The sequence below is a fragment of the uncultured Thiohalocapsa sp. genome (assembly GCF_913063425.1).
Taxonomy (GTDB): domain Bacteria; phylum Pseudomonadota; class Gammaproteobacteria; order Chromatiales; family Chromatiaceae; genus Thiohalocapsa.
Genome location: NZ_CAJXYK010000051.1, coordinates 1 through 13,284 on the forward strand (window position 1 = coordinate 1; position 13,284 = coordinate 13,284).

10 protein-coding genes are annotated in these 13,284 nt (G+C 75.8%); all 10 read right to left on the reverse strand.

Annotation, left to right across the window (positions count from 1 at the left end; all coding sequences use genetic code 11):
* Window positions 1–1,875 (reverse strand): hypothetical protein (locus QZ607_RS21240; protein WP_295886890.1); only part of this gene is annotated, 1,875 nt, incomplete at its 3' end.
* 14 nt (window positions 1,876–1,889) lie between these two features.
* Complete coding sequence (locus QZ607_RS21245; protein ID WP_295886894.1) at window positions 1,890–3,728, reverse strand: hypothetical protein; 1,839 nt, start codon at window positions 3,726–3,728, stop codon at window positions 1,890–1,892.
* 17 nt (window positions 3,729–3,745) lie between these two features.
* Window positions 3,746–4,630, reverse strand: a complete 885-nt coding sequence (locus tag QZ607_RS21250) for a hypothetical protein (RefSeq protein WP_295886897.1) — start codon at window positions 4,628–4,630, stop codon at window positions 3,746–3,748.
* Window positions 4,631–4,656: 26 nt separating this feature from the next.
* Window positions 4,657–7,086 carry a phage tail protein gene (locus QZ607_RS21255; protein ID WP_295886899.1) on the reverse strand — a complete coding sequence of 810 codons (2,430 nt, stop codon included), beginning with the start codon at window positions 7,084–7,086 and terminating at the stop codon, window positions 4,657–4,659.
* Window positions 7,087–7,111: 25 nt separating this feature from the next.
* Window positions 7,112–9,316, reverse strand: a complete 2,205-nt coding sequence (locus QZ607_RS21260) for a putative baseplate assembly protein (protein WP_295886901.1) — start codon at window positions 9,314–9,316, stop codon at window positions 7,112–7,114.
* Between the two features lie 39 nt (window positions 9,317–9,355).
* A complete protein-coding gene (locus QZ607_RS21265) occupies window positions 9,356–9,763 on the reverse strand; it encodes a GPW/gp25 family protein (protein ID WP_295886904.1) in 408 nt (135 codons plus the stop codon).
* A 7-nt stretch (window positions 9,764–9,770) separates the two neighbouring features.
* Complete coding sequence (locus QZ607_RS21270) at window positions 9,771–11,387, reverse strand: hypothetical protein (RefSeq protein WP_295886906.1); 1,617 nt, start codon at window positions 11,385–11,387, stop codon at window positions 9,771–9,773.
* A gap of 5 nt (window positions 11,388–11,392) precedes the next feature.
* Entirely contained in the window at window positions 11,393–12,034 is a 642-nt protein-coding gene (locus QZ607_RS21275; protein WP_295886909.1) for a phage baseplate assembly protein V, read from the reverse strand.
* Window positions 12,031–13,083 (reverse strand): hypothetical protein, encoded by a 1,053-nt coding sequence (locus QZ607_RS21280; RefSeq protein ID WP_295886911.1) that lies wholly within the window; start codon window positions 13,081–13,083, stop codon window positions 12,031–12,033. Before QZ607_RS21280 ends, QZ607_RS21275 begins: the two co-directional genes overlap by 4 nt.
* Window positions 13,084–13,113: 30 nt before the next feature.
* Window positions 13,114–13,281, reverse strand: a complete 168-nt coding sequence (locus tag QZ607_RS21285) for a hypothetical protein (RefSeq protein ID WP_295886914.1) — start codon at window positions 13,279–13,281, stop codon at window positions 13,114–13,116.
* Window positions 13,282–13,284 lie beyond the last annotated feature (3 nt).

A 13,284-nucleotide genomic window follows, 5' to 3' on the forward strand; every position in this document is an offset into this window, starting at 1 on the left:
GGGGGTGGCGGTGACGCCGGAGAAGCTCGCGGTGACGGTCGGCGGGGCGGCGGCCGCGATGACGGGCTCGCTCTCTGTCCCGCTGCCGCCCGCCGGAGTGGCATCCGGCGGCTCCGCTGGGGTCGGCTGCGGTGCTGCCGGCGGTTGGGCGCCCAGCAGCTCCGTGAACGGCAGCCAGCGCGCCACCTGCAGGCCGGCGCCGTCGCCGGCGACGCCGCCCGCCAGTGACGCGAGCGAGACGGTCTGGCTGTCCAGCTGCTGGCGCTGCAGGAGCACATAGTCGCGGGTCTTCTCCAGCCGCCCGCGCAGCGCACGGATGCGGTTGTCGGTGCGCTCCATCTCCACCTGGGCGATGCGGTACTGCACCACCAGCCCGTTGGCCGCGGGCGTGGGCGGCGCCGGGGGGGCGCCGTCGTGCGCGGCGAGCCAGTCGGCCCAGCCCTGCGGCGGCGGGGGATTCGGCGTGTCGTAGGGGTAGAGGTCCGGGTCGCCTGCGCCCGTGTGGGCGGCGGCGATGGCCGCGCGCCGCTCGGCCTTGACGCGGTCGTAGAAGGTCGCCGGCAGCTCGGGTGCGGGCTCGGGCTCGGGCAGGTCCAGGGCGCGGATCTCCGCGGCGCTGAGGTCGATGTCCTCCGCCTCCAGGAGGTGGTAAAGGCGGTCGTGCTCCCGGTGCCAGTCATGCCAAGCGGTGTGGGCGCGGCGGTGGTGGCGGTGCAGGTCGTCGGCGAGGCGTGCATCGATGGCGGGCAGGTCCAGCAGGTCCGGGCGGTAATCCGCGGCGGACACGGCCAGCAGCAGGCGCAGGCGCTGGCCCGCCGGCCGGCGCAGGTCGAGCGGGTCCCCCGGCAGGTGGCGGCGGATCAGGTCCGCCACCGTCGCCTCCGGCACCGGCACCATGTCCACGCCGAGCTGCGCCGGCAGCCAGCGCAGCCGCGGGCGCGCCGGTGGACGCGCTGCGGCGTCCTCCAGCAGGGCGAGCGGCAGCTCGCCGGCGGCGGGGAGGACGTCGAGCCGCAGCGCCGCCTCCAGGTGCTCGCCCACCGGCGTGCCGGCGGCGATGGCCGCATCCCGCGCTGTGAACAGGGCGTCGCGGGTCTGCGCCAGCAGCACGCGGTGGCCGGCATCGGGCAGCGCCGGCCGCCGGGCTGCCGCCACGGAGACCCAGGCCAGGCGCAGGCCGAGGTCCGCAAGGCGCAGGTCGCCGGCGTCCGGGGCCGGGTCGGCGGCGCCGGCATCGACCTCGCTGGCGGGCAGGGACTCCAGCGCCAGCAGGGCCAGCAGTACCGCGTGCCCCAGGGCGTCCAGAAAGGCGCCGTCCAGCTGGCCCGCGACGAGACGGTTCTGCAGCGTGGCCGGTGCCAGGTCCGCGCGGGCGGCGTCGCTCACGGCCAGCCGGCGCAGCGCCAGGCTGCCCACGGCGACGCTGCGCAGGTCACGGGTGGGGTCCAGCTCGGTGCGCCGGCAGGGGTCGATGCCGGGCTCCGCGTCATAGGGCAGGTAGCGCCGGCGCAGCACCAGCTGGTAGACGCCGGCGGCATCCGCGGCGCCCGTGTCCCGCAGCCAGCGCTGCACCAGGGCGGCCCAGGTGTCCCGCAGCGGTCCGAAGAGCCCGAGCGCGCGGCCGTTGGCGGCCACCGCCAGGCCCGAGCGCACCCGCAGACCCTCGCCCGCCGGCGTGTCCGCGGCGGGGGGCTTCAGGTCCAGCTCCAGGCCGTGCAGGATGCCCGCGGGTCGCCCGGCGAGCAGCGGCGCGAGTCGGGCGTCCGCATAGGCCTGGAGCTGCTCGAAGGCGCGCTCCCCCATGGCCCGGCCCGGGAACAGGTGCGGGCGGGACAGGGCGCCGGCGGCGGGCTGAAACGGCGTGAGTCGGATCATTGGGCGTGGCCTGCTCAGGGCTGGTTGCGGGCGCGCTCGGTCCAGCGCTCGCGCAGGGCCGGGTCCACATCGAAGCGCGGCAGGGCCGCGGCCATGGCCGCCGCGGCATCCATGTCCGTGACCAGTCCCGCCAGCGCCTCCAGCAGCGCCCGCAGGCCGTCGCGGTTGGCCACCGCCAGCAGCGTGGGCCAGCTGAGGTCATCGTGGCGGCGCTCGATGAGGAGCAGCAGCTCGGTGACGGCGAGCACCACGTCTGCGTCCTGGTCGAAGGCCCGGCGCAGCTCCGCCAGGGCCGCGCGTGCCTGCGGCGACAGCGGCGGGCGCAGGCGCTCGAGCCGCGGCCAGTCCAGGCGCGTCAGCAGCAGCGCGTTCTCGTCGATGATGCGCTCCGGCACCGGCGTGGGCGCGTCGATGGGCAGGGCGGGTCGGCCCGGCGGTGTCACGGGCTCGCCGGGGCGGATGGGCGTGTCGCCGGGGTCCGGCCGGCCGGGCGGCCGGATGATCGGATCGGCATCGCGCGGCGGGGGCTGGTCGGGTGCCGGCTGGTCGGGAGGGGGCAGGCTGCTGCCGCGCGCCAGCACGATGCCGCTGACGGCGGTTTCCGCGGTGCGGGTGGGCCGGCGCACCCAGCGCAGGCCGCCCTCGGGCACCCGCGCCCAGATGGCGGCCCAGGTGCCCTGGTCCAGGTCCAGCCGGTGGCGTGCCGGCAGCGGGCGCAGGCGCAGCATGAGCGGGTCCAGCCGGGCCAGCGGCGGCGGGTCCGTGTTCGCGGGGACGGACTCCAGCGCCCGGGCGAATTGCCCGTAGTCCGCATCCCCGAGCGGCGCCAGCACGATGATGTCCACACCGGCCTCGGGCCGGTCCAGTGGCAGCGGCGGCAGGGGCATGGACTCGCGCAGGGTCAGCGCCAGGTCGCCCTCGCGGATGGGGGCGACCCAGACATCGAAGCCCTCCGGAAAGAACCCCTGGCGGCCCTGCACCGGGTCGAAGGCGTCCTTGGGCGCGCTGCCGGCGGGCGGCAGCAGCGGGAAGTACTCCGCGGCCGGGAAGTCGCCGCCGAGACCGCCGGCGCGGCGCTCCGCCAGCACGTCCGCGAGCAGGGCCTCCCAGCGTCGTGACAGGTCGTGCTGCAGGTCGTCCGGGTCCGGCAGGGCGCGGGCCGGGGTGCGCAGCAGCTCGGGGTCCAGCCATTGCGGGCGGTCGTCGGCGATGGCGAGCACGCCGAGCGGCAGGCCGTCCTCGGGCAGGGTGGCCGTGGGCAGGTCGCCCCGGGCCTCCCGGGCCATGACCTCGGCACGCACGGCGAGCCGCCGGCCCAGCGGCGAGACGCCGGTGAGCGGTGCGAGCCCGAGGGTCATGCCCTCCACCATCACGGCATAGTCGCCGGTGCGCGGCGCGGCCAGGTCGCGCGGGAAGACCTCGGCGCGCCCGTTGCCCTGCTCGGCATACTGGAGCACCAGGGCGTAGAGCCCCCGCGGCAGCCGGGAATAGCTGCCGCCGTTCTGCCCGGCGATGGCCGCGCGGTCGCCCAGGTCCGCGGTGATCTCAGCGGTCAGCTCCAGCACCCGCCCGGCGCCGGTGACGCCGAGCCCCGGACCCACGCGCACCACGCCCGTGCCGCTGTCCAGTGTCGCCGCGAGCCCCCGCAGCACGCCGGGGCCGATGACCCGGCCGAATTCCCGCAGGCGCCGGTCCAGGTAGAGCTGGTCGCGGGTCAGGTCGTCCGCCGTCAGCAGGCGGCCGTCGAAGTAGTTGCTGCGGGTGAGCCGCGGGTCCAGGTCGGCGCTGCCCTGCTGCGCCCGGGCGGCGAGCCCGGCGCTGCCGAGGGGGACGAAGGCGGGCGTGGTGCTCATGGATGATTCTCCGTGGATCAGCCTTGCATCAACTCGACCAATTGGGATGCGGTGGTGATGAAGGGCCGGATCAGGTTGTCGACGCTGACCCGGGCCGGGTTGATGACGATGGCGTCGGGGTCCGGCGCCTGGATGCTGAGCCGGGCGAGCGGGATGGCGGCGGCCCCGGCGAGGTCTGCGGGCGTGGGCGCCGGCGTGGCGTCGTCATCGAACAGGTGCAGCAGCCGGGCGTGCAGCATGAGCTGGGCCGCCTCGGCCGGTGAGCCCGCGGCGGCATTGACAGCGGCCTGCTCTTCGGCGCTCAGCGCCGGCGGGGCCGGGTGCCGCGGCCAGGGGCGGTAGCCCGCCTCGGCGTCGGCCGGCGGCTCCGGCGCCAGTATCAGTGCCACGCTGTCGGCGATACGGCTCGGCTGCACCGCGTCGGTGGACAGGTTCAGCTTGCGCGCCAGCACCGGCTGCGCGGCCGTCGGGCAGTCCTGGTAGCGGGCGTGCAGCAGCAGCCGCAGGGTGTCGCCGTCGCGGCCCTCGGCCAGGTCCGTCGGCGACTGGGCCTCGAGCCAGGCGCGCAGGTCCAGGCAATGGGTCTCGGTGACCATGAGCTCCCGCCCGAGGCCGTCGATGCCGACCCCGGGACCCACCAGCACCCGGGTCAGCATGTCGTCGTCCGGGGTCTCGGTCTCCGCCGGGTCCAGCCAGACGCGCAGCCCCGCCAGGGTGCCGGCGCCGTGCAGCCAGTACTGCTGGCGGGTGAGCCGGCGGCGGTGATAGGCCTGCTCGGCGCGGGTGGCCTCCAGGCCCAGCAGCATGCCGGCCTCGTAGGCGACCCGGGCCAGGGGCTCGTCCAGGGCCGCGTCGGCGCGCAGCGTGGCCTCGTCGCCGCTGCCCCAATCCGTGCTGCTCATGACTCAGGAACCTCCGGTGCCGGCGCTCATGCCCCCGGCCCCCGTTGCAGGTGAATGGGTGACAGGGCCGGCGCGTTGGCGAGCACGCCCTCGCGGCCGATCCAGGTGTCGTCGAGGCGCACCCGGCGTGCCGGCGGGCCATGCTCGACGAAGCTGTCCACCGCCAGCAGCGGCGCCAGTCCGAGCACGAAGGGGTGCTCCGTGGGCACGATGCGCCACTGCACCCGCGCCGGCATCTCGGCGGCCAGGCAGTCGCGCACCTGCTGCTCCTGTGCCCGCGCCGGGCCGTGCAGCAGCACGCTGACGCGGTGGGCGTAGTGCTCGAAGAACGCGGCGACGGCGGCCTGCTCGTCCAGCTCCGCCACCTCCGGGGCGAACAGCGCCAGCACCTCCGGCACCTCGGCGGGCGCCGGCGCCTCGGCGAGGAAGAGCGCGTCGCCGACGATGCTGTTGGCATTGGCGCCGGTGCCGAGGGTGAGCGGATGGTCGGCGTCGTCCAGGTCGAGTCCCAGCACCGTGGCCATGGTGCGCCGCAGCCGGAAGTTCTCCACCACCACCACCTCGCCCCGACCGACGCCGCCGTCGGTGGCGATGTCGAGGGCCAGCTGCACGCCGGCGAGGGTGCCGCGGCGGCGCTGGATCTCCGTGCCCGCGGCGAGCTGGCGGCGTTGGCGCTGCTCCGGCCAGGCCGCCGGCAGGTCCAGACCGAGGCTGGCGGCGAGCCGGCCAATCTGCGCCGCCGGCATGCTCGCCGGGTGCAGGTTGGCCTCCGCCGCCTTGATGCGGCCCTCGATGGGGGTGAGCACGCCCTCAAAGGCGGCGAGCAGGCGCTCGCGCAGGTCGGCGCCGTTGGCGGGTGTGCCCGGGCCAGCCTCCATGTCCGGCGCCGCCTGTTGCCGGAACAGCTCCGGCAGGTAGGCCTCCTGGTAGGAGAAGCGCGGGGCATAGACGCGGATGGCATGCACCGCCGGCGTGCGGCGCCCGTCGCTGGTGAGCACCAGGCGCAGCTGCAGGAAGCGCCCGCGCAGCTCGCGCACGGCACCCTGGCGGCGCTGCAGCAGCAGCTCGAAGAGTCCGGCCTCGCCCGGCACCGGCTCGATGAGGGGCCGGGTCGCCGGCAGCTCGGTGCCGAGGGGGCTCCACTGCAGGGCCGGCTGCTCGATGAAGGGCAGGGCCGTGCGCGTGTCCGGCTCGTCGAAGGCGCGGGCGTAGAGGCGCAGTCCGCAGCCGGGCGGGATACAGCCCTCCAGGTAGAGCCGGTGCCAGAGGTTGCCGGCGGCGCCCGAGTCCAGTCCGGTGTCGCCTTCTCCCAGCAGCAGCGTCGCCCGCGCCGCCCGCGGGTAGACGGGGCGCGGCAGCGCCAGCAGCACCGGCGTGGCGGGGCGGGCGTCGGTGGCGCCGGCCGGCTCCGGGCGCGCGGCATAGCGCAGCCGGCCATCCACACCGCCGACGAAGCGCGCCCCGACGGCGTGGCGCAGCGGATGGCGCTCGCCGAGCAGGCGGGCATCGCTCACTGGGCCGGCCGCCGGGCGCTCCGGCGGCAGCTCCCAGACCGGGCAGTCCCGGTGGCGCCGGGCGCTCGGTGCAGCAGGCTCGGCGGGTGCATCCGGTGCCGGCGGCAGGGTGGCGAGGCGAGCGCCGGGCAGCAGGCCCAGGTCGGTGCAGAAGGGTGCATCGGTGAGTGCGAATGCCTCCCAGGGCGCGTCCGCGTCCTGATCCCGGCGCCGGCGCAGGATGGCCTGGCTGTCGCCGTCGTGGGCGAGCACGAAGAGCCCCCCGTCGCCGATGGCCAGGGCCAGCGGTGCCCAGCTCCCCGGCAGGTCCTGGGACCAGGCCAGCCGCAGCGGGTCCGGATTCACGACCAGCGGCTCGAAGCGCCCGGGCTGGGGCGCATAGGGCTGCGGCAGGGGGCCACCTGTCAGGCGCAGCAGGGCGGCGTCGCTGAGCGCCCAGACAGCGCCGTCCGGGTCCAGAGCGGCCCGGCGCAGCGGTGCCGCAAGCTCGACGGTGGCCTGCCGGCGCCGGCGCAGGTCGAGAAGCAGCAGGCCGTGGGCGTCGGCGCCGTCGCTGTAGGGCGCCGCGAGCCGCACCGTGCGCTCGGGCCCCTCCGCCCCCACGGCGCCGATGGCGAGATCCGTGAACACCCCGGCGGGGGCGGTGACCGGCGCCAGGGCGTCATCGGTGAGCGGTGCCCAGGCGCCGCCGGCGGGCGCCACCTCGATGCCGGTGCCGTCGGTGCTCAGGCGGCCGAGCTGGCCGAAGCCGTCGCGCACCAGCGGTGCGGCATCGCGCCAGCGTTGCAGCGCCTCCGCCGCCGGCAGGCCCGGCAGGTTGAGCACCTGCGCCTGCGCCAGCACCAGCGCCCGGCGCCCGGCGTCCCAGCGCAGGCGCGTGGAGCGGTGGGCCAGCTCGTGGGGCTCGCGCAGCAGGAAAAAGGCTGTGCCGTTGATGTCCATGGGATGTTGCGAAATCGGCTTGCCGTCAGCACAGGTCCGGGATCACGGGCGCGGGCACGCCGTTGTCGTCGCCGCCCGCGGGCAGCTCGCCCAGCCCCGCGGGCAGGGTCGGGTCGGCGCTGCCGCTTCGTACCTGCACACCGAGCAGGTCCGGCACCTGGTAGTCCTGCAGGATCAGCTCGCCACCGGCCACCGCCCGCCAGGGGCCGGCGTTGGGGCCGGCCTCGGACGGCCCGCGGGCGAAGAGCACCAGCTTGTTCACGGCGCGCACGCCCGGCACCCGGGCCACCTGCACGCCGGCCTCCGCCGCGCGCACATCGCCGCCGAGGCCCCAGCCGGTGCCGTCGGCGCCGCCGGGGGCGAGGGGCCAGAGCCAGGCGGCGAGCGTCTCGCGCACGGCGCGCAGGGTGGCCTCCTCGGTGGCGGCGTCCGCCACGTCCACGGCGACGCCGACGGCGAGCTGGACATACTCCGGGCTCAGCACATAGAGCTCGGTGCCGACGGTGACGCGCGCCAGCAGATGGTCGAAGACATCCCGCAGCAGCCCGGGCGTGGGCCTGGGCGCGGCGGCCACCGCGGGCACGGGGCCGGGCGGCACCACAAAGACGCTCACCACCCCGGGCACCTCCCGGCGCAGACTGCGGATGCTGGTGCCGGGCAGCAGGCCCGGGCGCACCTCGGCGCGGGCCACGGGGCTCACCGGGTTGCCCTCCGCCAGCAGCCGGAAGTCCTCCGCGGTGACGGCGCGGTTGCGGTGGGCGAGGAACTGCGGGATGCGCCGCTCGGCGCGGGCGATGTCCTCGGCGTCCACGCCGCCGCTGAGGGCGCGCTCCTGGCGCACCCGCAGGCCCGGGTCGGCGGCGACGGCGTCCAGGCTGTCGGCGGGCAGGTTGGAGGCGGCACCCCCGCCGTGGCGGTAGCGGGCGGCGCGGATGCGCTTGCCGGCGAGCGGCCGGCGCCCGTTGATGCCGTCGCCGAAGTGCACCCGTCCGGCGCGGGCGTCCAGCCGGTACACCTGGGCCCTGTCCGGCTGGCCGTAGAGGATGTCCACGGGCGTCCAGTCCTCCCAGCGGCCGGTGTCCTCCACCTGCAGCACCAGGGTGGCCGGGTCCAGGTCCAGGTCCGGCAGGTCCAGCACCTGGTCCGGCTGGCCGGTGCCGATGCCGAGCATCAGGTCCTCGCGCAGGCCCTGGGCGCTGACGGCGACGGCGTTGATGCCGAGCCAGCCGAGCGGCAAGTCGGGCTCGGTGGCGCAGGAAAGCCTGAGCCAGAGCGCCACCCGCGCCGGCTCCACGCCCTCCGGCAGCTCGGGTGGACGGTCCCCCACGCCCGCCTCCAGCGGGTCGGCCACGGCCAGGTCCTGCATCAGCGCCGTGTTGCGGGGCAGGCGCAGGCGCACCACGCCGGCGCGGCGGGCGCCGCCGGAGCTGTCCGCGGCCACCTCCAGCGGCAGCGGGCGGATGCGCTCGATGCCGGCGCTGTCGGTCTCGCGCACCAGAAGCTCCCAGGTGAGCGGGCGGTCGGGCAGCTCGGTGGCGAGGCCATCGGCGTCGGTGTTGGTCTCCACGGGCGGCGTCAGGCCGATGTTGAGCACCCGCCCGGCCAGGTCTGTGCGCAGCGCGTCCATGCTGCCGCCGGCGCTGCGGGGCAGGGCCAGGGCCAGGTAGTAGTGGTGATCCAGGCTGCCGGCCAGCGACAGGCCCTCCTCGGCCGGCACGAAGTGGCGGGGGCGGAACGCCTGGGGCACCACGTCGGCGGCCAGGCCGTGCTGGTCGCGCAGGTCCTCCAGGGTGTAGCCGAGGGTCTCGAGCAGGTCCGGCGCCAGGGCCTCTTTGATGACCGGGTGCAGGGCGAGGGGCAGGGGCGTCACCTCGCCCAGGGTGATGCAGTCCGTGCCGGCGCCGGAGACGGTGCTCTCAGCCGGCAGCAGGGGCTGCACACTGTGGCTGCGCTTGGGCGGGTCGATGCACACCAGGCCCTGCGCCGGGCGTGCGGCGCGGATGGGCACCTGGAGCAGGTTCAGGATGATCCGCCGCTGGCGCTCGGGGATGGCGTTGGCGCGGAAGAGGATGGTCTCAGTGAGCCACGCGAAGACATCCGTCAGCGCATACAGGGGGTCGCCGGGGGCGATCTGCGTCAGCTCCGGCAGGTGCCCGGCGAGCCGCTGGCGGGCCTCGGCGACGAGGTCCTCGAAGCGGCGGTCGTCCAGATTGGGCACGGGCAGGGGCATGTGCTTGGGCTCCGTTGCGCGGGGGTGGTCCGATGGCCGTCAGCCGGCGGCGCCGGCGGGGGTCAGGGCCAGGCTCAGGCCGAAGGTCGCCGGCCGCTGCGGGGCATGGCGCGGGCGGTAGCGGATGCTGATCTGCGCCGCCGCCGGGTCGTCCGGGTCCGCGGCCACGTCCACTGCCTCCACCCGGATGCGCGGCTCCCACTGCGCCAGGGCCTTGCGCACCCGGGCGCCGATCATGGAGCGCGTGGTCTCGTTGTTGGGCTCGTGCACGAAGTCGAGCAGCCCGGCGCCGAAGCTGGGCCGCATGAGCCGCTCGCCGGGGCGGGTGAGCAGGATGGCCAGGATCACCTGGCGGAAGCTCTCGTCCTCCCGCGCCCAGCGCAGGCGGCCGTCGGCGTCGAGGCCGTCCAGGCTCCAGCTGAGGATGGTGGGCGTGGCGGTGGACATGACGGGCTCAGCTCCGTTTCGGGAAGGGCAGGCAGATGCGCACCCAGGGCAGCCAGAAAAAGACGATGTTCAGCAGCGCGATCATGATCATCAGCAGGATCATGGCCACCAGCGTGATCACCGGCAGGCTGAAGGAGCAGATCCACTGGATGCCGAGCGACGTGCCGGAGGGCTCGCCCACCACCTCTTCGGTGGCGCCCTTGTTGAGCTTGAGGCCGTCCAGCAGCTGCTGGGTGTCCGCCGGAATGAGCATGGACGCGCCCTTGGCCAGGCCGCGGCGCAGGTCGTCCAGGGAGGGCATCTGCATCACCGCCGGGCGGCTCGCGTCCGGGTCGAAGGGGGCGGCGACGCGAAACGGCAGGCTGCGCGCCTGCTCGCCCCAGACCACGCACTCGCAGCCGTCGGCGTCCCGCGTGCGCAGGAAGGGCAGCACCTGGAACAGGTCGTCGGCGCCCTGCTGGAACTTCGGCACCGGTACCTCGCCCGCGGTGCGCTCGGCGGCCGTCAGCACCCGGGCACCCAAGGCGCTGTGCAGCTCCTCGGCGTCCGCCGCGGTGATGGACAGCGACGTGCCCAGGGCGCCGCCGGCGGCGGGCGCTGCCGGCAGCGGGTCGCTGTGGGCGTTGCCCAGGCGCTCGCGGTCCGCGAGCCAGGCCACCAGCGGGCTCGGGTCCGCCGCCGCGTGGGCAGCCAGATAGTCCAGCAGCGACAGCCCGTCGGAGAAGGTCTGGGTGCCGGCCCAGGCGGCGAGGTCGGCGTTGTCGTCGGCGGCTGTCTCGGTGCCGGCTGCGCCGAGGTGGTAGCGCTGCACCAGGAGCCGCAGCACGGCCGCGAACAGGGGGCTCGCGCGGCCGTCCTGCACCAGCGCGCCGTGGGCATCGCGCCAGTGGCGGTCGAGATCGGCGCCGCGGTCGAGCGGGTAGGGCAGCCCGGCGCGGTCGGCGGCGATGAGGGCGTCGGTGTCCAGGTCCGCCGCCGGCGGCAGGAACTGCCCGCCCAGGGGCAGGAAGCCGAACAGCACCGTGCGCGTGCGCCCGTCGGCGCCCGTGACCACCAGCGGCTGGAGCGGATGGGTCTCCTCGCCGCTGTAGGGGCCGGCGGGTGCGGTGCGTGCGCGCAGCTCGCGGGTGGGGTGCTGGAGCTTCAGCAGCCGCTCCCGGCGCTGGCGCAGGCGGCGCTTCACGTCCGGGTCCCGGCCGCGGGCGTCGGTCCGGTCAGCGCGGTCTTCTCCGGCCTCCGCCGGCAGCCGCCAGCCCGTGGCCGTGCCGCCCTCGAGCCGCCAGATGCGCTCCGCGGCGCCGCCGATGCGCCGGATCACGAAGCCGGCGGAGGTGATGCGCTGGGGGTCCAGTGCCGGGCGGCCCGGCGTCTCGCACACGGCCTCGCAGGCCACCAGGTAGAAGGTGCGGTGCACCGGCAGACGCAGCACCAGGGCCTCGTCGTGACGGCTGAAGCGGTCCGCCTGCTGCCAATCCGCCTGCCGCGGGTCCGTCAGGGTGCCGGCGGCGAGGGCGTCGCGGAAGCGCGGCACGAAGTCCGCCTCCAGCCAGCGGTGCAGCGCCGCGCCGCCGCCCGGGGCATAGTGCGGGGCCGTGAGCAGCACGGGATGAGCGGATTGCGCCATGGCCGTCACCACATGTTGCCCGCGCCGGGGCTGTAGCTGGCGCTGACCACGGAATTGGCCAGAACGGTGTCGGCCTGCAGCACGCCGGAGAAGCTGCTCATGGCAGCGTTCACCGTCACCATGGCCGCGTTCACCTCCACGTCGGCGCCCGCCTGGACACTGACCCGCCCGGCGGCGGTGATGCTGATGCCGTCCTGGGCCAGGGTCACCTCGTCGCCGCCGCGGCGGATGCGCACCTCGCCGGCACCGTCGTCGATCTCCACCCGGTTGCCGGAGGGCGTGCGCAGCGTGGCCCTGGGTCCGGCGCCGTCGTCGAGCTGCAGCATGCAGCCGCGCGGCGTGCGCAGCAGATAGTGGTCCTCGGGCGGGTCGGCGGCGTCCGGGAAGCTGTCGGCGCCGGACCAGAGCGCGCCCAGCACCAGCGGCAGGTCCGGTGTGACGAAGCCCACCACCACCAGCTCGCCGATGCGCGGCAGGCAGGCGAGGCCATAGCCGCCGCCGGCGGAGGGCACCACCACGGGCGCCCAGAAGGCCGTGGGCGCCCCCACCAGGCTCACCTGGATGCGCCCGCGGGCGTCCGGGTCCTGGTTGTCCTGCACCTCCGCCAGGTGCAGGGCGGCGAGCTCGCCGAGGCCGTGCGGGGTCATGCCGCCTCCCCCCAGCCGCTGCGATTGAGCCGCAGGCGGGCGCGGTAGCCGGTGGCGCTGTCGAAGCCGTGCAGGCAGTGACTCACGCGCCAGGTGCCGGCCATGCGCGCAGACACACCGGCCAGGCGCACCTCGCGGCCGGCGCGCAGGCGTGGGTCGCCGACGCAGGTGACCTCGCCGGTGCAGAAGGCGCGGGCGCGGCGCTCGAAGTGGCCGCGGGCATAGGCGCGGCCGAGGCCCTCGCGGGTGGGCAGGGGCTGGGGCACCAGCTCGTTGCCGGCCCAGCCGAGGAGGTCCAGCAGCTCAGCGGCGCCGCTGCCTGCGGGAGCGGGCTCCAGGCGCGCGCGCTCGCCGTTGATGCCGCTGCCGGCGGCGAGGTCCCAGCCCTTGACCTCGGTGCGGGTGGGCTGGTGGGCCAGGTCCGCCAGCAGCCGGGCGCTGAGGGCGTTGTCGGCGGCGTCCAGGGTGATGGGCTCCGGGTCCGGCGCCTCCGGGCGCGCGCGCAGGATGCCGTTGTGCACCCGCAGCGCCACGCCGAAGGGCCCGAGCACCCGCAGCAGAAAGGCGAGGTCGCTCTCGGTGAGCTGGTGCCAGTCGGCGGCGACAGCGGAGACGGCCACGTCGTGCTCCAGTCCATGGCGCTCGGCCACCGTGCGCACCAGGGTGTCGGCATCGGTGGCGGCGTAGACCATAGGTGCGCGCGCCCGGGCCAGGCGATGCAGCGGGTCCTGCAGCAGCAGCACCAGGCGCGGGGCGCCGTCGCCGTAGCGCTCCTCGATGCCGGTGAGCTCGCCGTCGAAGACGCGCAGCTCGGCGTCTTCGCCAAAGGCCACCTGCACCCGGTCGCCCAGGGCGATGTCCAGAAAGCGGAAGTCGGGTGCGTCGTCTTCCGGCCCGGCGCCGAAGAAGTTGAGCAGCAGCTCGCCGTGGGCCATGCCGTGCAGCGGCAGGTTGAGCGTCGCCCCCTGCAGCGCGTCGGCGAGGTCGGCGCGCTCCGTGCCGGCGACCTTGAGCCGCGGTCTGGCGCTGGTGTAGGCGGGGTCGGGCATGGCGAATGGGGGCTCTCTCGCTTAGGTCGATCAGTCGGTGAGCAGGCGCGCGCGGCGCTCTTCGGCCAGCGCCAGCAGGCGCAGGACCTGCTCCTCCTCGGGCGTCGCCGGTGTCAGGGCGCCGAGGGGGTCCGGGTCGCCTTCCGGCTCCCCGCCGCCGGTGACTTCCAGGTCCAGCTCGTCGATGAGAATGGGCATGGC